The 24,553-nt window shown below is 65.9% G+C and carries 22 protein-coding genes, 1 tRNA gene, 1 pseudogene and 1 riboswitch; of the genes and pseudogenes, 14 read left to right on the top strand and 10 right to left on the bottom strand.

Annotation, left to right across the window (positions count from 1 at the left end; translation table 11 throughout):
• Positions 1–3 precede the first annotated feature (3 nt).
• The 4 genes from ACR65K_RS19240 to ACR65K_RS19255 all read left to right on the top strand — a co-directional run bounded on the left by ACR65K_RS19240 (position 4) and on the right by ACR65K_RS19255 (position 3,689).
• Complete coding sequence (locus tag ACR65K_RS19240; protein ID WP_056330180.1) at positions 4–1,422, top strand: phosphomannomutase/phosphoglucomutase; 1,419 nt, start codon at positions 4–6, stop codon at positions 1,420–1,422.
• Positions 1,423–1,428: 6 nt separating this feature from the next.
• The gene (locus tag ACR65K_RS19245) at positions 1,429–1,926 is read left to right on the top strand and encodes a hypothetical protein (protein WP_440154568.1); all 498 of its coding nucleotides are present in this window, start codon (positions 1,429–1,431) and stop codon (positions 1,924–1,926) included.
• Positions 1,927–1,940: 14 nt separating this feature from the next.
• Positions 1,941–2,390, top strand: a complete 450-nt coding sequence (locus ACR65K_RS19250; protein ID WP_056330173.1) for an RrF2 family transcriptional regulator — start codon at positions 1,941–1,943, stop codon at positions 2,388–2,390.
• 138 nt (positions 2,391–2,528) lie between these two features.
• Positions 2,529–3,689, top strand: coding sequence for a globin domain-containing protein (locus ACR65K_RS19255; RefSeq protein ID WP_440154569.1), 1,161 nt, complete (start codon positions 2,529–2,531; stop codon positions 3,687–3,689).
• A 77-nt stretch (positions 3,690–3,766) separates the two neighbouring features.
• Here ACR65K_RS19255 and ACR65K_RS19260 read toward each other — a convergent pair whose 3' ends face one another.
• Positions 3,767–5,599, bottom strand: a complete 1,833-nt coding sequence (locus ACR65K_RS19260; RefSeq protein WP_056330168.1) for a phosphoenolpyruvate carboxykinase (GTP) — start codon at positions 5,597–5,599, stop codon at positions 3,767–3,769.
• Positions 5,600–5,876: 277 nt separating this feature from the next.
• On the opposite strand from ACR65K_RS19260, the gene ACR65K_RS19265 reads away from it, so the two are divergent.
• The 5 genes from ACR65K_RS19265 to ACR65K_RS19285 all read left to right on the top strand — a co-directional run bounded on the left by ACR65K_RS19265 (position 5,877) and on the right by ACR65K_RS19285 (position 10,945).
• Positions 5,877–5,953: transfer RNA gene (locus tag ACR65K_RS19265), tRNA-Arg, on the top strand.
• A 76-nt stretch (positions 5,954–6,029) separates the two neighbouring features.
• Entirely contained in the window at positions 6,030–7,484 is a 1,455-nt protein-coding gene (locus ACR65K_RS19270; RefSeq protein ID WP_056330165.1) for a dihydrolipoyl dehydrogenase family protein, read from the top strand.
• Positions 7,485–7,551: 67 nt separating this feature from the next.
• Complete coding sequence (locus ACR65K_RS19275) at positions 7,552–8,271, top strand: P-loop NTPase family protein (protein WP_440154570.1); 720 nt, start codon at positions 7,552–7,554, stop codon at positions 8,269–8,271.
• Entirely contained in the window at positions 8,268–10,304 is a 2,037-nt protein-coding gene (locus tag ACR65K_RS19280) for a YhgE/Pip family protein (RefSeq protein ID WP_440154571.1), read from the top strand. The genes ACR65K_RS19275 and ACR65K_RS19280 overlap by 4 nt, the downstream gene beginning before the upstream one ends.
• Positions 10,301–10,945 carry a TetR/AcrR family transcriptional regulator gene (locus ACR65K_RS19285; protein WP_440154572.1) on the top strand — a complete coding sequence of 215 codons (645 nt, stop codon included), beginning with the start codon at positions 10,301–10,303 and terminating at the stop codon, positions 10,943–10,945. Before ACR65K_RS19280 ends, ACR65K_RS19285 begins: the two co-directional genes overlap by 4 nt.
• Positions 10,946–11,471: 526 nt before the next feature.
• On the opposite strand, the gene ACR65K_RS19290 is transcribed toward ACR65K_RS19285, so the two are convergent.
• The gene (locus ACR65K_RS19290; RefSeq protein WP_440154573.1) at positions 11,472–12,476 is read right to left on the bottom strand and encodes an EamA family transporter; all 1,005 of its coding nucleotides are present in this window, start codon (positions 12,474–12,476) and stop codon (positions 11,472–11,474) included.
• A gap of 72 nt (positions 12,477–12,548) precedes the next feature.
• Between ACR65K_RS19290 and ACR65K_RS19295 the strand changes: the two genes are divergently transcribed.
• Positions 12,549–13,487: a LysR family transcriptional regulator gene (locus ACR65K_RS19295; protein WP_056330334.1), complete on the top strand. Its 939-nt coding sequence runs from the start codon at positions 12,549–12,551 to the stop codon at positions 13,485–13,487.
• Here the strand turns inward: ACR65K_RS19295 and ACR65K_RS19300 are convergent.
• Positions 13,484–14,011, bottom strand: coding sequence for a SixA phosphatase family protein (locus ACR65K_RS19300; protein ID WP_056330153.1), 528 nt, complete (start codon positions 14,009–14,011; stop codon positions 13,484–13,486). The two genes, ACR65K_RS19295 and ACR65K_RS19300, sit on opposite strands and share 4 nt — an antisense overlap.
• 360 nt (positions 14,012–14,371) lie before the next feature.
• Positions 14,372–15,238: a winged helix-turn-helix domain-containing protein gene (locus ACR65K_RS19305; RefSeq protein ID WP_056330150.1), complete on the bottom strand. Its 867-nt coding sequence runs from the start codon at positions 15,236–15,238 to the stop codon at positions 14,372–14,374.
• A gap of 916 nt (positions 15,239–16,154) precedes the next feature.
• Here ACR65K_RS19305 and ACR65K_RS19310 point away from each other — a divergent pair.
• From ACR65K_RS19310 to ACR65K_RS19320, 3 genes are all read left to right on the top strand, one after another.
• Complete coding sequence (locus tag ACR65K_RS19310; RefSeq protein WP_440154574.1) at positions 16,155–16,895, top strand: response regulator transcription factor; 741 nt, start codon at positions 16,155–16,157, stop codon at positions 16,893–16,895.
• 13 nt (positions 16,896–16,908) lie between these two features.
• Positions 16,909–18,384, top strand: coding sequence for a sensor histidine kinase (locus ACR65K_RS19315; protein ID WP_440154575.1), 1,476 nt, complete (start codon positions 16,909–16,911; stop codon positions 18,382–18,384).
• Between the two features lie 189 nt (positions 18,385–18,573).
• Positions 18,574–18,734, top strand: a riboswitch (cyclic di-AMP (ydaO/yuaA leader).
• Between the two features lie 5 nt (positions 18,735–18,739).
• Positions 18,740–19,465 carry an aggregation-promoting factor C-terminal-like domain-containing protein gene (locus ACR65K_RS19320; protein WP_440154576.1) on the top strand — a complete coding sequence of 242 codons (726 nt, stop codon included), beginning with the start codon at positions 18,740–18,742 and terminating at the stop codon, positions 19,463–19,465.
• 54 nt (positions 19,466–19,519) lie between these two features.
• Here ACR65K_RS19320 and ACR65K_RS19325 read toward each other — a convergent pair.
• From ACR65K_RS19325 to ACR65K_RS19335, 3 genes and pseudogenes are all read right to left on the bottom strand, one after another.
• Positions 19,520–19,947 (bottom strand): annotated as a pseudogene (locus tag ACR65K_RS19325) (VOC family protein).
• Between the two features lie 44 nt (positions 19,948–19,991).
• Positions 19,992–20,627, bottom strand: coding sequence for a uracil phosphoribosyltransferase (gene upp, locus ACR65K_RS19330; protein ID WP_056330138.1), 636 nt, complete (start codon positions 20,625–20,627; stop codon positions 19,992–19,994).
• Between the two features lie 12 nt (positions 20,628–20,639).
• Positions 20,640–21,443 carry a phosphatase PAP2 family protein gene (locus tag ACR65K_RS19335; RefSeq protein ID WP_440154577.1) on the bottom strand — a complete coding sequence of 268 codons (804 nt, stop codon included), beginning with the start codon at positions 21,441–21,443 and terminating at the stop codon, positions 20,640–20,642.
• 55 nt (positions 21,444–21,498) lie between these two features.
• Between ACR65K_RS19335 and ACR65K_RS19340 the strand changes: the two genes are divergently transcribed.
• Positions 21,499–22,005, top strand: coding sequence for a nucleoside deaminase (locus ACR65K_RS19340; protein WP_440154578.1), 507 nt, complete (start codon positions 21,499–21,501; stop codon positions 22,003–22,005).
• On the opposite strand, the gene ACR65K_RS19345 is transcribed toward ACR65K_RS19340, so the two are convergent.
• From ACR65K_RS19345 to ACR65K_RS19355, 3 genes are read right to left on the bottom strand one after another with little or no spacing between them, the layout of a single operon-like run.
• Positions 22,002–23,096, bottom strand: a complete 1,095-nt coding sequence (locus ACR65K_RS19345; protein WP_440154579.1) for a glycosyltransferase family 4 protein — start codon at positions 23,094–23,096, stop codon at positions 22,002–22,004. The genes ACR65K_RS19340 and ACR65K_RS19345 overlap by 4 nt on opposite strands.
• A 2-nt stretch (positions 23,097–23,098) precedes the next feature.
• Positions 23,099–23,494: a 6-pyruvoyl trahydropterin synthase family protein gene (locus ACR65K_RS19350; protein ID WP_440154580.1), complete on the bottom strand. Its 396-nt coding sequence runs from the start codon at positions 23,492–23,494 to the stop codon at positions 23,099–23,101.
• A 3-nt stretch (positions 23,495–23,497) separates the two neighbouring features.
• On the bottom strand, positions 23,498–24,538 hold the full coding sequence (locus ACR65K_RS19355) for a zinc-dependent alcohol dehydrogenase (protein ID WP_440154581.1): 1,041 nt from the start codon (positions 24,536–24,538) through the stop codon (positions 23,498–23,500).
• Between the last annotated feature and the right edge of the window lie 15 nt (positions 24,539–24,553).

Raw genomic sequence — 24,553 nt, forward strand, 5'->3', positions numbered from 1 at the left:
CCCGTGACTAGCGAACAGACAACGACATTTGACCTTTCGGCATCCTTCAAGGCCTACGACGTCCGTGGGATTGTGGGCGAGTCGATCACCGCCGAAATCGTCGAAGCCGTGGGGGCCGCGTTCGTGGATGTCCTGCAGCTTGAAGGCCAGACCATCGTGGTGGGCGGGGACATGCGTCCTTCCTCCCCTGAGTTCTCTAAGGCCTTCGCCAACGGAGCGGCCGCCCGCGGCGCCAATGTGGAGCTGCTGGACCTGATCTCCACCGACGAGCTGTATTTTGCCTGCGGATTCCTCAACCGCGCCGGGGCCACCTTCACCGCCAGCCACAACCCCGCCGAATACAACGGCATCAAGATGGCGAAGGCGGGCGCCGTCCCCATCTCCTCCGAAACCGGCCTCAAGGAAATCCAGGCCCTCGCGGAGCAGTACCTCAACTCCGGGTCCATCCCCGCGACCGGCACCAGGGGACTTATCAGCGTCCGCGACGTCCTCAAGGACTACTCCGAGTACCTCCGCAAGCTGGTTGACCTTTCCGCGTCCCGCCCCCTGAAGGTGGTGGTGGACGCCGGCAACGGCATGGCCGGCCTGACCACCCCGGCTGTCCTGGGTGACTCGCTGCTGCCCAAGCTGCCCTTCGACATCGTCCCCCTCTATTTCGAGCTGGACGGTTCGTTCCCCAACCACCCGGCCAACCCACTGGAGCCGGAAAACCTCCGCGACCTGCAGGCCGCGGTCATCGAACACGGTGCGGACATCGGACTGGCCTTCGACGGCGACGCCGACCGCTGCTTTGTCATCGACGAGAAGGGGGAGCCAGTGTCGCCGTCGGCCATTACCGGCATGGTGGCCCGCCGCGAGATCGCCCGCGCCAAGGCCCAGGGCGAGGAAAAGCCCGCCATCATCCACAACCTGCTGACCTCCCGTGCCGTCGCCGAACTGGTGGAGCACGACGGCGGACGCGCCGTCCGCACGCGCGTTGGCCACTCCTTCATCAAGGCAGTCATGGCAAAGGAAGGCGCGGTGTTCGGCGGCGAGCACTCCGCCCACTTCTACTTCCGCGACTTCTGGAACGCCGACACCGGCATGCTGGCAGCAATGCACGTCCTGGCAGCCTTGGGCGAGCAGGACGGCCCGCTCTCCGAGCTGGCGCGCGAATACGAGCCCTACGTCAGCTCCGGCGAAATCAACTCTGAGGTGGAGGACAAGCCGGCAGCGGTGGAGCGGGTGCGCCAGGCCTTCGCGGATGAGGACCTCACCATCGACAACCTCGACGGCAGCACCTTCACGGCCAACGACGGCAGCTACTGGTTCAACCTGCGCCCCTCCAACACCGAACCGTTCCTGCGGCTCAACGCCGAGGCCACGGACCGGGCCACCATGGAACGCATCCGCGACCGCGTCCTGTCCCTGGTCCGGGCCTAGCCGCGGATGACGGACTCCACCGGACAGGCAGCGGACGGAAACAGCGGGCAGGAAAGCTGGCGCGATTCCGTCTCCGAGGCCACGGCAACTGACTTGGAGAACCTCCTGGGCACGGGCGTCAGCGCGGCCCAGGAGCAGCTCCAGCGCAACGGCGGGTTCCTGCCCTTCGCGCTGACGGTCCAGAACGACGGCGAGGTGCGGCTGGTTGCCGTCTCACCGGCGGATGCCACGGAAGGCAGCGACGGGGACTTCGACGCCGACGCCATGATCCACGACCTGCAGGCCCTCCTTCGCCAGAACCGGGACGACTTCCGCGCCGCCGCCGTGGTCTGCGACATCCTGCTGGTGGAGGAGGATTCGGACGCCATCCACGTGGCCGCCGAGCACCGGGACGGTTCCCTGTTTGCCGCGGTGCTGCCATACTCCGCCAACGCGACCACCCAGTCCTGGGAATTCGGCGAGCTGGGTGCGGACGCCAGCGAACCCGCCATCTGGGTGGACTAGACCGGACTGCAGCCATGAAGATCAATGCCTTCGCTGACGTCAGCCTGCGCGCACTCATGGTGCTCGCAGCCGTTCCGGACGGCACGCTGCTCACCACCCAGAGCATCGCAGACTCAGTGGGAACGCCCTACAACCATGTCAGCAAGGCCATGGCGAAGCTCCGGAGCATGGGGCTCATTGAGGTTGCCCGTGGCCGCTCCGGCGGCTCCCGCCTCAGCCACGCGGGCCGCATCGCCACCGTGGGCCAGATCCTGCGGCAGCTCGATACCCGCACAGATCCCGCCGACTGTGTGGCACCCGGCGGGAACTGCCCCCTCATCAACGAGTGCAAACTCCGCGGCGCACTCGCCCGCGCCCGCGAGGCCTTCTATGCGGAACTGGACTCCGTGGTCATCGCGGACCTCCCGCAGGAGCGGCAAATGGCACCGGTCTTCCAGATGATCGGACTCCGCCCGGGGCTTTGACCCTTCAATCCGGGTGCCGGCTCCCGGTTTGATTTCAAACTTCTACAAGGTGTAGAACTGAGGCAGAAATACTTGTATTTGAAATATGAGTTTTCATCCGGCCGGACGAAGGCCCCGGCCATAACCTCAGGAGTTCAGATGCTCTCGGACAAGTCCCGCCCCGTCATTGAGGCCACCCTGCCGCTGGTCGGTTCCAGGATCGGATCCATCACCCCCAACTTCTACGCCCGCCTTTTCGCGGCGCACCCTGAACTGATGGATGGCCTGTTCAGCCGCTCCAACCAGCGCTCCGGCAACCAGCAGCAGGCCCTGGCCGGGAGCATCGCAGCCTTCGCCACCCACCTGGTCAACAACCCGGGCACCCTGCCGGAAACCGTCCTTTCCCGCATCGCGCACCGGCACGCCTCTTTGGGCATCACCGAACCGCAGTACCAGGTGGTCTACGAGCACCTGTTCGCGGCGATCGCCGAAGACCTGGCCGAGGTCATCACACCCGAGATCGCCGAAGCCTGGACCGAGGTGTACTGGCTGATGGCGGACGCCCTGATCAAGCTCGAAAAGGGTCTTTACGCAGCGCAGGCCAATGACAGGATGTGGATGCCCTGGCGCGTGGCAGCCAAGGAACCGGCAGGAACCGGCTCCATGACCTTCACGCTCGAGCCCGCCGACGACACCCCTGTAACCCCGGCCCTTCCCGGCCAGTACATCAGCGTCAAGGTTGCCGTTGTGGACGGCCTGCGCCAGGTCCGGCAGTACTCCCTTTCCGGGGACGCGGGCACCAGCCGCACCTTCACCACCAAGCTGGACGACGGCGGCGAGGTCTCCCCCGTCCTGCACAACACTGTCCAGGTGGGGGACGTCGTCGAGATCTCCAACCCCTACGGCGAGATCACGCTCAAGGAGGGGGACGGCCCGGTGGTCCTCGCCTCCGCCGGCATCGGCTGCACCCCCACCGCCTCCATCCTCCGCTCCCTCGCCGAAACCGGCTCCGACCGGCAGGTCCTGGTGCTGCACGCCGAAAGCACCCTGGACAGCTGGGCACTGCGCAGCCAGATGACGGACGACGTCGAACGCCTTGACGGTGCCGAACTGCAGCTCTGGCTGGAGAAGCCGGTGGACGGCGCCAAGGAGGGATTCATGACCCTGCGTGAAGTGGACCTTCCGGCCGACGCCTCCCTCTACCTATGCGGCCCCCTGCCGTTCATGAAGAACATCCGCAATGAGGCCATCAACGCCGGCATTCCGGCCACCAAGATCCACTACGAGGTCTTCGGCCCGGACATCTGGCTCGCCAGCTGATTCGATGGTGGGGAACGACGGCGGCCCCGCACCTTGTCGAAAAGGTGCGGGGCCGCCGTCGTTGGCTTAACCAGTGGCTAGTGCTTGGCCATGCGTTCCTTGAGGGAGTCGAGCTCCGCGCGCAGGGCATCCGGGAGGGAATCACCGAACTTTGCGTACCATTCCTCGATGGAAGCGAGCTCGGCGTCCCATTCCTCGCGGTCAACGCGGACGGCGTCCTCCACGTGGGCGTGGGTGAGGTCCAGGCCGGTGAGGTCCAGTGCATGTCCGGCCGGGACGAAGCCGATGGGGGTTTCGACGGCGTCCGCCTTGCCCTCGAGGCGCTCGATGGCCCACTTCAGGACCCGGGCGTTGTCGCCGAAGCCAGGCCACGCGAAATCACCGTCCGCGGTGCGGCGGAACCAGTTCACCAGGAAGATGTGCGGCAGGCGTTCCGGGTTGGCCTTGCCTGAAACGCTGATCCAGTGCTTCAGGTAGTCACCAGCGTCGTAACCGATGAAGGGCAGCATGGCCATCGGGTCGCGGCGGAGCACGCCCACCTGCCCGGCGGCAGCGGCCGTTGTCTCGGAGGACAGGGTGGAACCCATGAAGATACCGTTGGTCCAGTTGCGCGCCTGCGTGACCAGTGGAACCGTGGTCTTGCGGCGGCCGCCGAACAGGATGGCTGAGAGCTCCACGCCTTCGGGGCTGTAGTACTCCTCAGCCAGCATGTCCACCTGCGAGATGGGGGTGCAGAACCGGGAGTTCGGGTGGGCGGCGGGACGGCCCGAATCGGGGGTCCAGGAGTTGCCCTCCCAGTCGGTCAGGTGGGCCGGAACTTCGTCCGTCATGCCCTCCCACCAGACACCGCCGTCGTCGGTCAGTGCCACGTTGGTGAAGATGCTGTGGCCCTTGGCAATGGCGCGCATCGCGTTGGGGTTGGTGCCCCAGCCGGTGCCGGGGGCTACGCCGAAGAGGCCGGCCTCCGGGTTGGTGGCGCGCAGTTCGCCTTCCTTGCCGATGCGCATCCAGGTGATGTCATCGCCAAGGGTTTCAACTTCCCAGCCTTCGATGGTGGGGTCGAGCAAGGCAAGGTTGGTCTTGCCGCAGGCCGAGGGGAAGGCTGCGGACATGTAGTACGACTTCTTCTCCGGCGAGGTGAGCTTGAGGATGAGCATGTGCTCCGCCAGCCAGCCTTCGTCGCGCGCCATGACCGAGGCGATGCGCAGGGCGTAGCACTTCTTTCCGAGCAGGGCGTTGCCGCCGTAACCGGAGCCAAAGGACCAGATGGACCGCTCTTCGGGGAAGTGGACAATCCACTTGTCCGGGTTGCAGGGCCAGGCCACGTCCTCCTGGCCCGGTGCCAGCGGGGCGCCGAGGGAGTGCAGGGCCGGAACGAAGAAGGCATTGGTGGCCGTGATCTTGTCCAGGACCTCGGTGCCGATGTTTGCCATGATGCGCATGGAGGCAACAACGTAGGCACTGTCGGTGATCTCCACGCCGAACTTGGGGTCCTCGGCGTCCAGGTGGCCCATGACGAACGGGATGACGTACATGGTGCGGCCGCGCATGGAACCGGCGAACAGGCCGCGCAGCTTGTCCTTCATCTCCCGCGGTTCCATCCAGTTATTGGTGAAGCCGGCGTCACGCTTGTTCTCGGAGCAAATGAAGGTCTGTTCCTCAACGCGGGCAACGTCAGCGGGATCCGAGAACGCAGCGAAGGAGTTCGGGAAGAGATCCTGGTTGAGCCGGGTCAAGGTTCCGGCAGCAACAAGCTCGTCGGTAAGGCGGGTGTTTTCCTCTTCGGACCCGTCAACCCAGTAAATGCGGTCCGGCTGCGTAAGCTCAGCAACCTCTTCGACCCATGCCAGCAGACCGGCATGTGTGGTGGGTGCTTTCTCAAGCAGCGGCTTCTGCGCCAGATCGCCCATTGCAGTTCCCTTCCTCGGGTTCATCGGTGTGAGCTAAATGCTATGGTCCGGACCAGTGGAGTTTTTGGGGAGCTTGACTGACATCTGCCGTCACCAAAAGTGAATTCCGCGGAAAATCAAGGAATTATTGCGGCGAAACGACCGATTAAGTGACAAAGGTCACCTATACCGGTCTAGTTGTCGAGATTACAGTCCTTTCGATTTGGCATCCCGGCCAACCCTCGCGTAAAGTAATTCGAGGTTCAGGGAGAGCGGTTCTTCTCCCGGGACACGGAATGCGCCCATAGCTCAGCTGGATAGAGCGTCTGTCTACGGAACAGAAGGTCAGGGGTTCGAATCCCTTTGGGCGCACCAACAAGGTCCGCACCGGTTCGCCGGTGCGGACCTTTTTTGTGCCGCCGGGCCCGTCATCCCCGGCTAGGCTGTGCACATGATGCCCGACGCCATTGAGCGCGAATTTGATGTTGTTGTCATCGGCGCAGGCGCCGTAGGGGAAAACGTGGCAGGCCGCGTCGTGGAAGGCGGGCTTACCGCCGTACTCGTGGAAGCGGAACTGGTGGGCGGTGAATGCTCCTACTGGGCCTGCATGCCGTCGAAGGCACTCCTCCGGCCAGGCACCGCGCTGCACGGGGCACAGACGACGCCGGGCGCCAAGGAGGCAGTCACCCGCACCCTCGACGCCGCCGCCGTCCTTGAACGCCGCAACTACTTCACGTCCAACTGGCAGGATGACAGCCAGGTCTCGTGGGTCGAAGATACCGGCATCGACCTGGTCCGCGGCCATGCCTGGCTGACCGGACCCAGGGCCGTGGAGGTTGCAGGGCTGGACGGAAACCGGCACCTGCTGCGGGCGCGGCATGCGGTGGTACTTGCCACGGGCTCAACGCCCAATACCCCACCCATTGAGGGCCTGCAGGATGTACAGGTATGGGGAACCCGCGAAGCCACATCAGCGGGTGAGGTCCCGAGGAGCCTGACGGTATTGGGCGGAGGGGTGGCCGGTGCCGAATTGGCCCAGGCTTTCGCCCGGCTGGGTTCCAGCGTCACCTTGGTGGCGCGCAGCGGGCTGCTGGGCAATTTTCCGCCGGAGGCTTCGGCACTGGTTGCGGCAGGGCTGCGCGCGGACGGGGTGGAACTTCGCTTGAACACCGCCACGAAACGCATCAGGGAGAACGACGACGGCACCCTCACCGTCAGCCTCGGCGACGGAACCGACGTGACGGCGGAGAAGGTCCTGGTTTCCACGGGCAGGCACCCTGCCCTCGAAGGCCTGGGCCTCGAGAGCGCGGGTTTCGAGCCGGACGATTCCGGGCATCTTTCCCTCACAACGGACGGGTCGGGGCTGGTCCAGGGAACCCCCGGCGACGAACCCTGGCTCTACGCGGTGGGGGACGCCGCAGGCAAGAACCTCTTTACCCACCAGGGCAAGTACGAGGCCCGCGCCACCGGCGCCGCCATCGCGGCGCGGGCGAACGGCGAGCTCAAGGGAAACCCCGATGACTGGTCGCGCTATGCCCAGACGGCCAACGAGCATGCCGTGCCCAGCGTCGTCTTCACGGACCCGGAGCTGGCCAGCGTCGGACGCACGCTGAAGGCGGCCAGGAAGGATGGGTACAACGCATGCTCTGTTGAGTTGCCCATCCAGGTGGCCGGATCCTCCCTCCATTCGGAGAACTATGAAGGCTGGGCCCAGCTGGTGGTTGATGAAGACCGCAAGGTCCTGCTTGGCGCCACGTTCGCCGGCCCGGACGTGGCCGAACTGCTGCATGCGGCCACCATTGCCGTGGTGGGCGAGGTGCCACTGGACCGCCTCTGGCATGCCGTCCCCTCCTACCCCACCATCAGCGAGGTATGGCTCCGGTTGCTGGAAAAGTATGGGCTCTGATCCCTATTTGAACTGACCAGTCAGTTCGGTTAGCCTTGATGCAGACGATTTCTGTGAAAGGCAAGCCTTGCTCTCAGCACACCAGCTCCATGCCAAAGGACGCCGGGATCCGCTGCTTCCGCCAACGTCGCTGGCCGTCCGCCGCGGCGAACTGCTCCTCGTTGCCGGCGACCGCCAGGACCAGCGCACCGCCCTGTCCCTCCTGCTCAGCGGGAGGATGAAGGCTGCCGGTGGACACGTCAGCTGGGACAACAGCACCCGGACCAAACAGCTCCGCCTGGCGGCAGCCCTGGTGGACTCCCCCGGCGTCAACGAACCTGAGGAACACCTCAGCGTCCGCGACCTGGTGACCGAGGACCTGGCCCTGATACCCCGCCGCTACCGCGGGGCGCTGCTCAGTGGCCCGTGGCTCAAGGTCAACCGGTTCGAGGACATCGCGGGCCTGTGGACAGAGCAGCTGGAACCTCAGCGGCGGCTTGAGCTGTTGACCGCGCTGGCCCTGGCCAACCCCCGCACGGACCTGCTGGTGGTTGACTCCCCGGACCGCCACAGCGCCGATGAGCTCACCTGGCTGCCGCGCCTGCAGGAGTTGGCGTACGACGCCGGGCGCCCGCTCGCCGTCGTGGCGGCAGTCAGCGCCGTCCCCGGCTCGTGGGACGGACCGGCTGCTGTGATCGGCAATGCGGCGCCGGAAGCGGCGCCGGCCGCGGAAGCCGCGGCGGAACCGGACGACGCGGGAACCACCGAAAACCAGGAAACCCCACTCGAAACCGAGGTTGCCAAGTGACTGTCCTGCGGCTGGCCCGCTCCGAACTCAAGCGCATGACCGGCGGGCTGCTGCCCAAGCTGACCATCCTGGCGCTGACCATGGTCCCGCTGCTCTATGGCGCGGTGTACCTCTACGCCAACTGGGATCCGTACGGGCACCTCAACAACCTGGACGCCGCCCTGGTGGTGGAGGATACCGGCGCAACCACAGCCGACGGCACCCGGCTGGAGGCGGGGGCCAAGGTGGCGGACAGCCTGGTGGAAGGCAACGTTTTCCACTGGGTGCCCGTGGCCAGCTCCACGGAAGCCGATGCCGGAGTGAGCAGCGGGCAGTACGCCTTCGCGCTGAAGATCCCCAAGGACTTTTCAGCCAACCTGGTTTCGCCCGGCAGCTTCGACTCCGCCAGCCAGGCCATGCTGAATGTGACCACGAACGATGCCAACAACTACCTCCTGAGCACCATCGTGGACAAGCTGACCACTGCCGTGCACTCCACCGTTGCCAAGGAAGTGGGTGAGGAAACCGCCAACCAGCTGCTCACCGGCTTCGGCACCATTCACGCCAAGATGGTCCAGGCCGCGGACGGCGCCTCCCAGCTGGCCGACGGCGTGGCCACCCTCAGGGACGGAACCCTCACCCTCCACGAGGGAACCACGGCTTTGAGCAGCGGGGCGGACCAGCTGTACGCCGGCCAGCTGAAGCTGCGCGACGGCGCCAACCAGCTGACCGACGGCGCGGGGCAGGTCAGCAGCGGCCTGTCAGTCCTGACGGACAAGACGGCCACCCTGCCCACGGACACCCAGACGCTCGCGTCCGGCGCCGCCCAAGTGGCTGCCGGGAACGCCCAATTGAACGCGAAGGTCCAGGACGTGGCGGCGCAGCTGGACGCAGCGGACCAAGGACTCCGCTCCCGCATTGTGGAGTCCAACGGCAGGCTCGTCGCTTCCGGCGTCCTGACCCAGGAGCAGGCGGACAAGGTCCTTGCGGATTTCGACGCCGCCGCTTCATCCAGTCCGGTGGCAGCCGCCAAGAGCAAAATCCAGACGGATGCGGCCCAGGTCCAGCAACTGGCCAACGGTTCCGAAGCAGTCAGTGTTGGCGCGGCCCAGCTGGCTGCGGGGATGCCCGCACTGAAGGACGCCATCGCACAGGCCTCGGCAGGGGCTGACCAGCTGCACACGGGAGCCTCTGCCCTGGCGGCAGGCGAGCAATCCGCCGTCGACGGTGCCGCAGGCCTTGCGGACGGTGCACACAAGGTGGACGCCGGAGCCGCCCAGGTTGCCGATGGCGCGGGCCAGGCCGCCTCGGGCTCCCGCACGCTCGCCGACGAGATCGGGAAGGGCGCCGGCCAGGTCCCCAACCCGGACGACGCCCAGAAGAGCAACCTGTCCCAGGTCATGGCCGATCCCGTGGCGGTCAGCAACGTGTCGCAGGCCAAGGCCGGGTCCTACGGTGCAGGCCTGGCCCCGTTCTTCCTCACGCTCGCCCTGTGGATCGGGATCTTCATGCTGGTCCAGGCCATGCGCCCCATTACGCAGCGGGCGCTGGCCTCCAACGCGCCGTCGTGGAAGATCGCGCTGGGCGGCTGGCTGCCCTTCCTGCTGGTCTCAATAGTGCAGGCGTCCCTGCTGACCCTGGTGGTGGACGTGGCGCTGGGGCTGAACCCGGCCCACCCGGTCCTGATGTGGCTGTTCATGCTGGCCGCCGCCATGGCGTTCAGCGCGCTCATCCAGGGCGTGGTGGCGCTGCTGGGTTCGCCGGGCAAGCTGGTGGTGCTCATCCTGCTGGTCCTGCAGCTGGTGTCATCCGGCGGCACGTTCCCGTGGCAGACCACCCCGCAGCCACTGCACGTGGTGCACCAGGTCCTGCCCATGGGTTACGTGGTGACCGGGATGCGGCACCTGATCTACGGCGGCGACCTGTCCATGATCGTCCCCACCCTGGTGGGGCTCCTGGGCTACACTCTGCTGGGCGCGGCAATGTCCACCCTCGCTGTCCGGAAGAACAAATACTGGACCCTCAAGACGCTGAAACCGGAGATCGCGGTATGAGCACCGAACCCACGGCCGCCAAAGGGCTCCGGCCCGCCCGCACCAATGCCACCCGCCAGAAACTCTTCGATGCCTCCATGGAGCTGATCGGCGAGCGCGGGGCGGCAAGCGTCACGGTGGATGAGATCGCTGCTGCTGCCGGGGTTTCCAAAGGCACCGTCTACTACAACTTCGGCAGCAAGTCGGAGCTGATCGCGCAGCTGCTGCGGCATGGGGTGGACATCCTCAAAGCGCAGCTGCTCGAGGCCGCGGACAGCGCAGGCACCGGCCGTGACCCCTTGCTGGCCATGGAAGCGATGATTGGCCAGGCCATGGATTTCATGGCGGAGTACCCGTCGTTTGCACGCCTGTGGGTCAGCGAGAACTGGCGGATTCCCAGTGAGTGGCAGGGCACCTTCTCGGTCCTGCGCGGCGAGCTCCTGGAAGTCATCGGCAAGGCCGTGGAAAGGGTGGCCAAGGCCTACCCCGTGGACGATGCAGTGTCCAGGGGAAGCCTGGAGACCGCCATCTTCGGTGCCTGCTTTGTGGTGGGCCTGGACCGGCAGACCTACAACCCCGAGCGCACTCGGGACCAGAGCGTTGCAGCAATCATGGCCATCATGCGCGGCTACGTCCTCAAGGAACCCGCTTCTCGGGGATGATGGAGCACATGCGCCATACGGGGAAGAGCGGAAAGTTCGCGGTGATCTGCGGCATCGTCGCTGCAGGGCTGCTGGTGCTCACGGCCATGACACTGGCCGAGCCGGTCTTCATGGCGTTCCTCGGCGTCCTCGTCCTGGCGTACCTCGCCGCGCTTGCCGAGATCCTGGTCCGGCGGCGGCGGTTTGCCCTGCTGGCGGCCGGCTTCGGCACGGCCCTCGCCCTCGGCTTTTCCCTGGCGTTCCTCAGCACATGGGAGCTGGCGTTCGACGGCCAGTCCTCGTTCCTGGGCACCCCGCTTCCCACTCACGACCCCGACAACTATTTCCTTGGTGCCGCCTGTGCGCTGGCCGGAACCTTCGGGATCCTCTTCCTGGGTGCTTTATGGCCGGGACGGGGAGGGAGCGGGGCGACCCGCAGGCCTTCCGCCGCACGGCGCGGGAGTCCGCGGCCGGCGCGCCCTGCCGCCCAGCGCGCTGCCGCCCAGCGCCCTGCCGCCCAGCACCCGGGCGGCCAAGCCACCGCCCGTCAACGGGCTTCCGTCACCCGCACCCCGCCAGGTGGCTCCCCGCCGGCCAAACGCCCGTCGTCGTCCGCTTCTTCACCCTCAGCCAGGCCGGCCCCCAGGTCCGGCAGCGGCTCCGCCTCCCGCCGCTGACGCCGCGGGCCTGGCCCGGTCAGCACCGCCGTCGCCACCCCGCCCAGGAGGAGCAGCCCGCCCGCCAGTTCCGTTGGCGACGGCACTTCCGCGAGGACCAGCCAGGCAGCGCTCATGCCCACCACCGGGACCAGCAGGGTGAACGGCACAACGGCCGACGACGGGTGGCTGGCCAGGAGCCGGTTCCAGATTCCGTAGCCCACCAGCGAGGCAAAAACAGCGGTGTACAGGGCGCTCAGAATGGTTGGCACCTGAATGGTGGACAGCGAATTCCACACCTGCCCCGGCCCGTCAACGAGCACCGACAACGCTGCGAGCGGGAGCGGCACCACGGCGCCTGACCAGACCACCAGCCCCAGGCCCGAGGCAGCTTTGGCCTTCCGGGCGATGACGTTTCCGCCCGCCCAGGACAGCGCTGCCGCCAGGACGATGACCAGGGGCAGGAGCGGTGCCACCGCACTGCGTCCCACGGCGACGACGGCGAGTCCCGCGACGCCGAGCCCGACACCCGCCAGCTGGCGCATGGTGGGCCGCTCGTTCAGGAAACCGGCAGCCAGCAGGACGGTCAGCAGCACCTGCGCCTGCAGGACCAGGGACGCGAGACCTGCCGGCATGCCGAGCGCCATGGCCAGGTAGAGAAGGCCGAACTGGCCCGCACTCATGAAAAGGCCGACGCCGACAATGGCCTTCCAGCCCACGTCCGGCTTCCTGACGAAGAAGATCCAGGGGACCACCACCAGGATGAAGCGCAGCGCAACGAACAACAGGGGTGGAAAGTTTTGGCCGTCGGCGTGGAGTCCGATGTCGATGGCCACGAAGTTCAGCCCCCACAGCAGGGCGACGAGAACGGCAAGGAGGGAATCGCGGAGGGTCACGCTCCTACTCTGGCAGAGCGGCAAATGAAGCACCAGCGCTTTATTCGGCGTTCAATCATGTACCTTTGCTTCATGATCGACATAGGGTCCTTACGGGCGCTCGCGGCCATTGAGCAGCACGGCACCGTTATCGCCGCCGCGGAAGCCATGGGGTTCAGCCCGTCCGCCGTCTCCCAACAGGTGAAGAAGCTGGAGAAAGAGGGCGGCTTCGCCGTCCTGGAACGCCGGGGCCGCGGAGTCCTGCTGACCGAGCGCGGACTAGCCCTGGCGGCGTATGGGCGGCGCATCCTCGCGGAGCTGGAGGAGCTGGAGTCCACACTGATGGCCGACCCCGCCAAACCCAGCGGCAGCCTGCGGGTGGTTTCCTTTTCCACTGCCTGCCGCGGACTGGTGGGCCCCCTGCTGGCCGAAGTGGGGCAATCGGGGGCAGCACTGGATATTTCCGTCCTGGCCGAGGACCCGCGCGAGGCCGTGGCCCGGGTTGCCAACGGCGAAGCCGATCTGGGCCTGGTGCACAACTGGAATTCCGTGCCGTTGGTCATCCCGGAGCACCTCACGCTGGAGTGGCTGTGCGAGGACGTGGCGGACGTCCTGGTCCACCGCGGCCATCCGCTGGCGCAGCAGCCGGAGGTTGAACCTTCTCAACTCGTGGACGAGCGCTGGATCAGCACGCCGGCAGGAGCGATTTGCAACGAAGCCCTGCTGCGGATCTTCGCCGACCTGGGGCGGGTTCCGGACATCAGGGTTTACGACCCCGATTTCGCGACTCATATCGCTTTCGTTGAGCAGGGGGTGGCTGTAGCGCTCGTGCCGCGCCTGGGCCGCCCGGCGCTGCCTCCGGACGTCGTCGCCATCCCTGTGGTTAATCCGGTCCAGGCGCGGCAAGTGGGACTCGTTCACCGCAGGACCATGACTGCCAGCCCCGGCATCAGGCACGTGGCGGGACTTCTGCGGGAGATCGCGGGCAGCGGGTCCGGGGCCAGCGGGCCCGACGGCAGCCGGCCTGTCTAGTGGGACCGGGGCACCGCAAACCGCGTGATCCGGGCATCCTGGCCGTCCAGTTCCGCCCACGGTTTCTCCGTCTCCAGGACGGTTAGCGCGTTGGTGGGAAAGCGGGTGGCGGCGTCCATGTAGGCGTCATGGTCGGAATCACGCGAGGCGAGGTGCATGGCCAGGTCCTGCACGCCGGGCAGGTGCGCGATCAGCATCAGCGTGGTCACGGTGTCCGGAACATGGTTGACCACGGTGAGCATCCGGAGGGCCGACGCCGCATAGAGTCCGTCTTCGAGCTTGGGCGTGGGGGCCTTGTCGCCGAGTTCAGAGCAGACCCAGGTGCAGGTCTGGCGGGTTCGCAGGGCGCTGGAGCACAAAATGAAGTCCGGGACGATGTTGTGCTTGAGCAGCCAACGGCCAGCCAGCGGCGCCTCCCGGTGCCCGCGTTCTTCCAGTGGCCGCTCATGATCGGCCACCCCGCCGGGCCAGTCAGCCTTGGCGTGCCGCATGATCACAAGGCGTCGAACGTGGTGCGAACTCATGGCCCAAGCCTAGCGCCAGCAAAAGCACCAGGGAGCGAAGATTTCCTCCGCCGCAAACGTCACGCCAAGCACGCTTTGAGCCGCCGCCAGCAACACATACGGCGGAAATTCAGGCTTCAGAACGAAACCATAGCTCCAAAGCGTGCTCTCAGTGACGCAAGGACCCCTCAGCCGCGTAGGCACAGCACCCGGAGAGCCCCAACGCGCTTGGAAGGCCCCTCTAACGTGCGGCGCCGTAGCGTAGCAAGGCGTCCTGAAGGCGCCGTTGTTGCGTGAGGCACGAGCGCAGGCGCCGAAGGATGCCTTGCTAAAGCGAAGGCGCCCACCAGAGAGGGGCCAGGCTTTCGAGCGAAGGTAAGACTAGATCGAGTACTCCGGAGCGGCCCAGACAACAACTTCCGGGTGCTCGTAGAACCGGTAGCCCTGGCCGCGGACAGTGCGGACGGTGTTGGCGAGGCGGCCCAGCTTGGAGCGGAGGCGGCGGATGTGGACGTCGATGGTGCGCTCGTTGGGCACTTCTTCGGCGTTGCGCCACAGTCCTTCGAGGAGCTCGTCGCGGCCCACGGTACGGGTGCCGTTTTCGACGAGGTAGTTGAGGAGCTCGAACTCCTTGAAGGTCAGGTTCAGGGATTCGCCGTCGAGGTGGACTTCGCGGCGGGCGAGGTCGATGAGCACACCGGAGGGGCGCGGTTCCTGGGGCTGGGCGGGGCGCGGGGTTTCGGTGCGCTGGCGGGAGTTGACGGTGGGGTCGCCAAAAGTGGAACGGACGACGTCGAGCGCGGAGCCGGGGGTGCCGGCGGGGGCTACTGCCACGGCGGCGTAGCTTTCGGCACCGGAGACCAGCGACTGGGCGTAGGCACGGATTTCCTGTGCGAGCTTGGCGATGGAGGTTCCCGCTGCTGCAGCGGTCTCCTCGTCGATGCCCATGTAGAGCACGAAGCCGCGGGCGACGTTCTCGTTGGCTACCGGGCGGACCGCGTTTGGACCTGCCACCACAGGGGTAGGGGCGGTAACGGGTGCGGACTCTGCGGGGTGCACGGCTCGGAGCTGGCCGTAGGAGTTGGGGTTGTATCCCTGCGGGGCGAAACCCTGGCCGGGGAAGCTGCTGCCGGACGTGGAGGGAGCGAGCGACGTGCGCGGACCGAAGCCGGGACGAAGACCGGAGGGCTGTCCTGCCTTGGCGGCGTTACGGACTGAGATGTGGACGTATCCGGATGCAACTGACATGTGTGGTTACCTCAATGTGAAATGGCCGTATTCGCGGCTCGAATGCTGGCTTCCCCGTCAGCGGACCGGGGAGGGGCGCCCGACGCTGGGCTTGGGGGCGAATGCCTAAGAACTTCGGTGGGTGGGAAGGTCAGGCGTGCATTCGACAACAGCGCATGTCGGCAGCAGCTGATGTGCTGGGCCAATATTCTGCGGCTGCAGGTGCTGTTGAGTTCTTGTTCACATTGGAAGTGTGCAGCGTAACAATGCCAACTTGCAAGTAACAATGGACCGGATCGTCCGCATCGTGAGACGAAACGCCGAATTGTGCTGCAGATCACTATTTCGGAAGAGCGAAATTTTTTTGCTGCTTATCCGGAGAATATGCCCGGGCCCTATCTATTCCAGAATTTTCTTCGCCGAAAGCGCATTTCATCGAATTCAGTCAAAATTCAACCGTTTGACATAGAATCGACCGGACAGGAACTTCTCCTGTCCAGCCGACGTTCCGTCTCCTGCTGATTTTTTGGGCCTCAGTGGCGTGCGATGCCCGTCGCAGGGGCAACCATTGTGCTGTGCGCTCTGTCCGAATCCTTTCAGGGCCGTCACGCGAACGCTGGCTCCCGTGGTCATGATGGACAAGCTGAGCGGACGGGGGTGGTCCCGCTCTGCCCCCTGACGCATTCCCTGCGCCTGGTCTCGCTGATCCATGGCGTTCTCCAAGAGGTTGAAACTGCTGGCGGTGATGCTCTTGTCCCACAAGGGTCCGCCGCGATGCTGCGCAGGGGCTGTACGGCAGTCCGAGCCAACCTGTGACCCGCGGCGCCGCTTGGGCAAGGCAACCGTTGCCCCTGGTTCAGGTGGCTAGGCTGGAGCTCACAGCTGGAACACAGCATTGGCAAAGCCTTGGCAAACCGACAGATCGGAGAGTTGTCCCATGGCATCCCCGCACTCCATGACCAACAACCTTCCCCAGCTCACCCACCCGGACGGCTCCCCCATCCGTGCCCTGGTGGTGGATGACGAACCGAGCCTGTCCGAACTCATGAGCATGGGCCTGCGCATGGCGGGCTGGTCTGTGGCCGTGGCAGCGGACGGACCCGCTGCGGTGAAGCTCGCCAAGGACTTCCATCCGGATGTCCTGGTGCTGGACGTCATGCTGCCGGGGTTCGACGGCGTGGAGCTGCTGGGCAGGATTCGCGTCTTTGCGCCGGAGGTGCCTGCGCTCTTCCTGACAGCCAAAGACGACGTCCAGGACCGCATCGTGGGACTGGCCGCGGGCGGGGACGACTATGTCACCAAACCCTTCAGCATGGAGGAAGTCCTGCTGCGCCTGCATCGCCTGGTGCAGCGTTCCGGGGTGGCCGCCATGGATACCGCCGAGCTGGTGGTGGGCGACCTGGTGCTCAATGTGGACACCCGGGAAGTTACCCGTGCCGGAGAAGGGATCCAACTGACGGCAACCCAGTTCGAGCTGCTCCGTTACCTCATGGAAAACCCCAAGCGCGTGGTCAGCAAGGCCCAGATCCTGGACCACGTGTGGGATTACGACTTCGGCGGCCAGGCGAACATCGTGGAACTGTACATTTCCTACCTGCGCAAGAAGATCGAAGCCAGCCATCCGCCGATGATCCACACCGTGCGCGGGGCGGGCTACGTCATTAAGCCTGCAGACTAGCCAAAGGAAACGCGTGTCTCTTCCCGGAGTTCCCCGGCCCACCGGCCGGTCCTGGTTCAATCCCTCCACCTGGCACCTCCGCACACGCCTGATCCTGCTGTCCATGGCCCTGCTGGTGGCCATCTCGGGCGCCATCGGGGTGGTCAGCTATGCCTCGATGGACGTGGTCCTCACCAGTCAATTGGATGCGCAGCTGAAGCTGGCGTCCCGCGGCCGGCCGCCCGAAGGCAACCCCTCAGGCCGCCCAGATCCCCTTGACGCACGCGGGCAAAGTGTGGGAACGCTCAATGCCCGGGTAGTGAACGGGCAGGTCAGCAGGGAGGCAGGGTTCCTGTCATCCGACGCCACCCGCATCTCCCTGACCTCCCGCGACGTTGCCATCCTGCAGGCACTCCCCCATGATGGCGTGCCGGTGGACCGCGAACTGTCCAACGGCGATTACCGGCTGATGGCTACCGGGACGCCCTATGGCGACGTGGTGATTACCGGCCTTCCGCTTGCTACGAAGAAAGCCACCGAAGGCTCCCTTGTGCTCACCATGGTGCTGGTCTCGCTGGGCGGGCTGGTCCTGATTGGGCTGGTTGGCACCGCCTTGATCCGCCGGACCATGCGCCCCTTGGAACAGCTGTCGGACGTCGCCACCAAGGTTTCCAAGCTGCCCCTTGACGCCGGCGAGGTGGCACTCGCCGTGCGCGTGCCGCCCTCCGCAGCGCACCCCACCACTGAGGTGGGCAGTGTGGGCCACGCCCTGAACCTGATGCTGGACAACGTGTCCAGCGCGCTGGAGGCCCGGCAGCGCAGCGAGATGAAGGTGCGCCAGTTTGTTGCCGACGCCTCCCACGAGCTTCGAACGCCGCTGACCGCCATCCGCGGGTACACCGAGCTGATGCGCATGACCGAACACCTCACCGAGGACGGGCAAAAGTCGCTGGGGCGGGTGCAGAGCCAGTCGGAGCGCATGACCGCGCTGGTGGAGGACCTGCTGCTGCTGGCCAGGCTCGATGAGGGCAAGGCAACCGAGACCACCGAAGTGGACCTTACCCAGCTGGTCATAGAAACGGTCAGCGACGAAAAGGTCATGGCCCCTGAACACATCTGGCAGCTGCAGCTGCCCCATCAACCCGTGACGGTCCGCGGTGACACCACCCAGCTGCACCAGGTGCTGGCTAACCTGCTCTCCAACGCCCGGAAGCACACACCGGCCGGCACCACCGTGACCACAGGGTTGATGCGCTCTGCCGACGGGAGCGTGGTGGTTACGGTCACCGATGACGGGCCCGGCATCCCCGCGGAATTCCAGGGCAGGATCTTTTCGCGCTTCACCCGGGCTGACGCGGCCCGCTCCGGCTCCGAGGGCTCGTCCGGCCTGGGCCTGTCCATCGTCGAGTCCATCGTCATGGCCCACGGCGGCACCGTGGAACTGGTGTCCCGGCCGGGCAGGACCGAGTTTGCTGTCCGTCTTCCCGCGGCCGGCCCCGCCGTGCCCTGAGTTCGTCACACACTGCGTTCAAGGCCATCCGCCTCGTCGAATTGAGATCTTCGACAGGTTCTGTCCCGCAATTCGACGCGCGGGTCATCGTGACTTCCGTTACCTAAATGTGACTTTGTCGTGTTCTTCCTGTACCGTCGATTGGGTGCGGTCCCCGTTCGGGCCGCATATCCCGGGTTGACGCCAAGCTCTGCCGCTTCCCCGGATTCCGATTGAGCTACGGCAGAGGCGGGGGACCCACCGTCCCGGGCACTGAATGCCCTTGGGGTTAAGCCAGTACGTGATCTTTCCGTACAGCCGGATGCCCTCATCCGAACCCGACAGCTAACTCCGCAGGTGTGAGAGGCGATCAATCATGTCCAAAAACACGGCAGAAGCACGTCAGCTGCAGGCCAAGGCTAAACACAAGGCCAAGCAGCAGGCAAAGAAGACCACCCTGGGCCAGCGCGCGGCCGTCCTTGCAGCATCCTGTGCGGTGCTGGTGGGGGTCGGCGCGGCAGGACAGGCCACCAGCAGCATGACTCCGGCGTCATCCACCGGGTCCAACTCTTCCACTGCAGCGTCCGACGCTCAAATGAGCATCGAGAAGAGCGAAATCCGTTCCAACCCGGCAGCCAGCCCGGCTCCCGCCGCCATCAGCGTGGCACCGCAGGCAGCGGAACCGGCCCCCGCTGCAGCACCGGCCGCGCCTGAAGCGCCTGCCCCAGCCCCCGCCCCGGCGCCGGCTCCCGAGCCTGCCCCCGCACCTGAGCCGGCTGCCGCCGTCGCGGTTAACGATCCCGCCGGCGCCCAGGCATACGCCGCCAGCCAGCTGGGGACCTTTGGCTGGGCTCCGGACCAGATGCAGTGCCTGCAGACGCTGTGGACCAAGGAATCGGATTGGACCACCACGGCCACCAATGCCAGCAGCGGGGCATACGGCATTGTCCAGTCCCTGCCGGCCGAGAAGATGGCCAGCGCCGGTGCGGACTACCTCACCAACTACCGCACGCAGATCAACTGGGGCCTGGACTACATCAAGGAGCGCTACCAGTCGCCCTGCGGCGCCCTGAACTTCCACCTGGCCCACAACTGGTACTAGGCAAGCCACCTTCAACCGCGGGCCGCATCATCATGATGCGGCCCGCGGTTTGGGTTAACCAGCGTTTTGCCCGGCGTCCTGAACAGTGCCCTGGCCAGCTTCCTGGCCGGTGTTTCGCCGCGGGATGTACTGGACAGCCCACTTGTTTCCGTCGGGATCGGCGAAGTAGACGAAGTGGCCCCAGTCCTGCACGTCCACATCGCTGACATCCACACCGTTGTTCTTCAGGTGGTCTCATGCGCAGCTTTAATGTCGTTGACCACCAACTGCAGGTTGGAACCCGTGCCGGGAGGGGCGTCGATGAGTCCCTCGCCAATGCAGATGGAGCAGGCCGAACCCGGCGGCGTCAGCTGCACGAAGCGGATGGAGTCCGACGGCCGTTCGTCGAAATCCGCATTAAAGCCCACTTTGTTGACGTAGAAGTCCTTGGCGCGGTCAACGTCGGACACGGGGAGAAAGACAAGCTCAAGTTTCCAGTCCATCCGCAAAGGCTAGCGGCGGGAACTGTATTGAAAAAGGGTGAAATCTACCCGGCGATGCCGTAGAGGCGGTCGCCGGCGTCGCCCAGGCCCGGGACGATGTAGGACTTCTCGTTGAGCTTCTCGTCGATGGAGGCCAGGACGATGTGCACGTTGGCTCCAGACAGTTCCTCTTCCAGCCGGGCCAGGCCCTCGGGGGCAGCCAGCAGGCAGATGCAGGTGACGTCGGAGGCGCCGCGCTTAAAGAGGAACTTGATGGCTTCGCGCAAGGTTCCGCCGGTGGCCAGCATGGGGTCCAGGACGAAGACCTGGCGGCCGGTGAGGTCCTCCGGCAGGCGCTCTGCGTAGGTGATGATGTCCAGCGTTTCCTCGTCCCGGGCCATGCCCAGGAAGCCCACTTCAGCGGTGGGAACGAGCTTGGTCATGCCCTCCAGCATGCCCAAACCCGCGCGGAGGATGGGAACCACCAGCGGGGTGGGCTTGGTGAAGGCGGTGCCGACGGTTGTGCTGACCGGCGTCTGGATGGTGACCGGCTCGGTACGGACCTCCCGCGTCGCTTCGTACGCCAGCAGGGTCACCAGCTCTTCCGTCAGCTGGCGGAAGACCGGCGACGGCGTGTTCTTGTCCCGCAGGACGGTGAGCTTGTGGGCGACCAGGGGGTGGTCAACAACGAGAGTGCGCATCCCCCAAAACTATCACCCGGCGCTGCCCTTCCCACGTCCGGAAGATCCGCCGTCGTGCAGTTCCTCGGCCACCACGTCACGGACGATAGGACGGTCGAACGACGGCGCTGCGCCGATGTGTTCGCGCCTGCGGACCAGGTGGAACAGCCGGTGGGCCAGGATGACGATGGCCACCCAGGCCAGCCCCAGGATCCACCCGGCCATGACGTCCGTCAGCCAGTGGTGGCCCAGGAAAACCCGGCTCAGACCCATGGCGATGATGAAGATGGAACCAGCGGTGATAGCAGTGACGCGCACCCGCATCGTGTGGAACTGAAGGCAGATGAGGTAAATCACCAGGCTGATGACCACGGTGGTGTTCAGGGTGTGGCCGCTGGGGAAGGACGGCGAATCCTCGTAGGGCGGAACGGCGTCAGCATGGTCCGGGCGGGTACGGCCCACCAACTTCTTCCCAAAGGTGGTGGCGCTGACCGACGCTGCCGCTGCGCCACCAATCAGCACCAGGGGGCGCCAGTTCCGGCTGAGGAACGTCAACCATGCCGTAAGGATGCTGGCGAGGATGGGCATCCCGATGCCGCCGCCGATGTTGGTGAACCCCGTGACAACCGCATCGAGCCAGGGGCTGCGCAGGGTCTCGGCGAACGCCAGGGCAGGTTTGTCCAGGTTGGCCAGCCCGGCTGAGTCCACCACGTCGTCGTAAACCTCGGACCCAAGCAGCGCCAAAGACACGATGACCACACCGCCCACCAGAATGGTGAGGATCAGCGCCGCGTACGGTTTGAACCAAGTACCTAAGCGGTCCCGAAGCGTGTCCATGGTGCCTCCCGGCATCGGCAAGTAACCTGAGTAACCCCGAAACTATCATTGAGCCATGCGGTTGCCCGAAAAGAAACACGACGCCTGGATGGGCCTTGCCCTGGCGGAGGCCCGTCGCGCGCTCGCCACGGAGGATGTGCCTATCGGCGCCGTGGTCATAGGGCCCGACGGCGACGTGCTGGGTTCCGGACGGAACCAGCGGGAGGAACTGGGCGACCCCACAGCCCACGCCGAGGTGGTGGCCATCAGGGAGGCTGCGGCACGGTTGAAGGAGAGGGCGCGGCTCGACGGCGGCCTGGGCGACGGCTGGCGGTTGTCCGACTGCACCCTGGTGGTCACCCTTGAACCCTGCGCCATGTGTGCGGGCGCCATTGTCCTGGCGCGAATCCCCCGCGTTGTCTTTGGGGCCTGGGACGAGAAGGCCGGCGCCGCAGGATCCGTATTCGATATCCTGCGGGAGCGCCGGCTCAACCACTGGGTTGAGGTGTACCCCGGGGTCCGCGAAGAAGAATGCGCTTTGGTATTGCGGGAGTTTTTCGCGGCGCACCGGAGCATCCGCTAGCGCTGTCGCCGCTCTCCCGGGTCGTCGCGTCCCGCCAGAAGTGCCAGCACGTCCTGCGCGGTTTTGCTCCACCCCGGCAGCCCGGTCCGCGCATCAAGCGCACCTGTCCGCCAGCTCTCGCGAGTCCTTTCATCCACCAACCACCCGCGCAAGGCGTCGGCCAGCCGGCCGGGACTCTCCTGTCCCCCGGCTGGAAGGGAAAGCACTGCCCCCGGAAGGCGGGGTTCGCCGTCGTCCGTTGCCAGTCCTGCCATCCCCAGCGCCTCCACTGCCCCTGTCCCTGACCGGACCAGTACGGGAATGCCGTGGGCCAGGGATTCGGTGACGGCCATGCCGAAGGCTTCCACCCTTGATACCAGCAGGGTCAGGTCCGTGCGCGCCCATTCAGCCTCAAGGGCTTCGCCGCTGAGCTCGCCGGTGAGCTGGACCCGCTTGCTGAGTCCGTTGGCCGTAATGGCTGCCCTGACCTGCTGCGCGTAGTCCGGGTCCGCCTGGTCTGACCCCACAAGCGATGCCGTCCAGGCAAGGTCCTGAATTTGGCTTAGCGCCTCCACCGTCAGCAACTGGTCCTTGTTAGGCAGCAGTGCGGCGACCACCGCAACATGCGGGGGTGTGGATCCGTATGCCTGTGGTGCGGGATTGACCCCGGGAAGGACAACTTCCGCCCGCGGAAGCCCTCTCTCAAGGAGGAGTGACGCGGAAGAGGTGCTGGTGCAGATCACGCCCGTTGCAGCGCGGAGAGCCCTGGCTTCGCGGTCCAGCGCTGCAGCCCCGGAACTTTCCTCTACGGGCATATGCACCAGGATCCATGTTTCGCGTCCTGCCTTAGCCGCGAATTCCAGCTCATCCGGCGCACCAACGGCAACCAGCCCATCGACTATGGTCACCCCCTGCCCCGGTCCCCACGCCCCGAGGAGGGTGCCCAGCCTGCGCCGGTCCTTCGCACCGGCGTCCGGCCAGGTGCCCTCCACGGCGATCACTTCGACCTGGGCCCCCCGTTCCTGCAGCCCGGCAACCAGGCGCGCGTTGTAGATGTTGCCGCCCGAGCTGTGGTGGATGTTGCCGGGGACCAGCAGCCGGATGGGGCGCATGGCTAGGCGGTGAGGTCCAGGGAGTAGGTGGCCCAGGCGTCCGGGTTCTCGCGGAGGGTGACGTCGATTCCTGCGAGTTCGCGGCCGTCGTCGGTGTCCTTGACCTGCGCGGCCACCTTACGTGCAACGTACTCGGCGAGGGCTTCCGTGGTGCTGAGCTTGCCTTCGAAATCCGGGTGCTCGTCCAGGTTGCGGTAATTCAGTCCGGCGAGCACTTCCTCGATGATGGTTCCGGCGGCGCCGATGTCCAGGACGATCGCGTCGATGTTCAGGGCGCGACGGCGGAAGGCCACCTCGGCGACGAAGGTTGCGCCGTGCAATCCTTGGGCAGGTCCGAAGGCTTCACGCGGAAGGCTGTGGGCAATCATGAAGTGGCGGCGGATGGTCAGGCTGAACATGGGTTACCTCAAGTTTTCCGGGTTGTGGACGGCTGGGCCGGGCTCGGGAGCGCCGGCGGGGTACTCGACGACGTGGCACAAGGCTTCCAGGCTGCCATCTGCCAGGCTCTGGACCACGCTGGGCAGGTTCTCAAACCGGGACGAGCCCGTCAGGAATGCATCGAAGACGGGGTCCTTGAGCAGCGATACGGCCAGGTCGAGGCGCTCCGCATTGGTGCGGCGGTGCCTGCGTGCGCGTGCCACCATGCCCACTTGGCTTGCCCTGATGGACAACCGCCTCGCGTGGAAGTCCTCCCCCAGTGGCACAGTGACCTCACGGTTGGCGTACCAGGACATTTCGATGACCTCGCCTTCATCGCCGACGAGCTGCAGGCTGCGCTCCAGGCCTTCCTGCGACGCCGAGCAATGGAACACGATGTCGCAGTCCGCCAAAGCTTCATGCGGGTGCGCGAAGTCAACACCCAAAGTGTCCGCAAGCTGCTTCCTGCCGGGGTCCAGGTCCACCAGTTGCAGGCGCTGCAAGGGGAAGGTGCGCAGCAGGGTCGCAACCATACTGCCCACCAGGCCGGCGCCGACCACGGCAATCCGGTCGCCAAGACGCGGGCCGGCTTCCCACAAGGCATTGACTGCCGTTTCCACCGTTCCGGTGAGGACGGCGCGCCGGGATGGAACGTCGTCGGGAATCCTGGTCAGGGAGGTCACCGGGACCACGTAAAGGTCCTGATGCGGGTTCAGGCAAAAGACGCGCTGGCCCTTCCACTCCTCGGGCCCGTCCTCCACCACTCCCACAGAGAGGTAGCCGAACTTCACAGGTCCGGGAAAGTTCCCTTCCTGGTGTGGGGCCCGCATCTCTTCCGCGACGCGCGGGGGCACGGCACCGGCATGGACCACCATCTCGGTGCCCTTGCTGATGCCGGAGTACAGGGCACGCACCAGCGCTTCGCCAGGTCCAGGCGCGGGCACCTCTTCCGTCCTGAGCTCGCCGTGTTCCTTGGCAGTGGTCCAGTATGCGGTTGCGTGGATCGGAGTCTGTGAATTTGTCATCTTGCTGATGAATCT

The organism is Arthrobacter sp. SAFR-179 (assembly GCF_059414945.1).

Excerpts from the sequence above, each read along its gene's own strand:
- ACR65K_RS19245 (WP_440154568.1), top strand. The coding sequence starts at position 1,429 with ATGACGGACTCCACCGGACAGGCAGCGGACGGAAACAGCGGGCAGGAA.
- ACR65K_RS19250 (WP_056330173.1), top strand. The coding sequence starts at position 1,941 with ATGAAGATCAATGCCTTCGCTGACGTCAGCCTGCGCGCACTCATGGTG.
- ACR65K_RS19255 (WP_440154569.1), top strand. The coding sequence starts at position 2,529 with ATGCTCTCGGACAAGTCCCGCCCCGTCATTGAGGCCACCCTGCCGCTG.
- ACR65K_RS19260 (WP_056330168.1), bottom strand. The coding sequence starts at position 5,599 with ATGGGCGATCTGGCGCAGAAGCCGCTGCTTGAGAAAGCACCCACCACA.
- ACR65K_RS19270 (WP_056330165.1), top strand. The coding sequence starts at position 6,030 with ATGATGCCCGACGCCATTGAGCGCGAATTTGATGTTGTTGTCATCGGC.
- ACR65K_RS19285 (WP_440154572.1), top strand. The coding sequence starts at position 10,301 with ATGAGCACCGAACCCACGGCCGCCAAAGGGCTCCGGCCCGCCCGCACC.
- ACR65K_RS19295 (WP_056330334.1), top strand. The coding sequence starts at position 12,549 with ATGATCGACATAGGGTCCTTACGGGCGCTCGCGGCCATTGAGCAGCAC.
- ACR65K_RS19300 (WP_056330153.1), bottom strand. The coding sequence starts at position 14,011 with ATGAGTTCGCACCACGTTCGACGCCTTGTGATCATGCGGCACGCCAAG.
- ACR65K_RS19305 (WP_056330150.1), bottom strand. The coding sequence starts at position 15,238 with ATGTCAGTTGCATCCGGATACGTCCACATCTCAGTCCGTAACGCCGCC.
- ACR65K_RS19310 (WP_440154574.1), top strand. The coding sequence starts at position 16,155 with ATGGCATCCCCGCACTCCATGACCAACAACCTTCCCCAGCTCACCCAC.
- ACR65K_RS19320 (WP_440154576.1), top strand. The coding sequence starts at position 18,740 with ATGTCCAAAAACACGGCAGAAGCACGTCAGCTGCAGGCCAAGGCTAAA.
- upp (WP_056330138.1), bottom strand. The coding sequence starts at position 20,627 with ATGCGCACTCTCGTTGTTGACCACCCCCTGGTCGCCCACAAGCTCACC.
- ACR65K_RS19335 (WP_440154577.1), bottom strand. The coding sequence starts at position 21,443 with ATGGACACGCTTCGGGACCGCTTAGGTACTTGGTTCAAACCGTACGCG.
- ACR65K_RS19340 (WP_440154578.1), top strand. The coding sequence starts at position 21,499 with ATGCGGTTGCCCGAAAAGAAACACGACGCCTGGATGGGCCTTGCCCTG.
- ACR65K_RS19345 (WP_440154579.1), bottom strand. The coding sequence starts at position 23,096 with ATGCGCCCCATCCGGCTGCTGGTCCCCGGCAACATCCACCACAGCTCG.
- ACR65K_RS19350 (WP_440154580.1), bottom strand. The coding sequence starts at position 23,494 with ATGTTCAGCCTGACCATCCGCCGCCACTTCATGATTGCCCACAGCCTT.
- ACR65K_RS19355 (WP_440154581.1), bottom strand. The coding sequence starts at position 24,538 with ATGACAAATTCACAGACTCCGATCCACGCAACCGCATACTGGACCACT.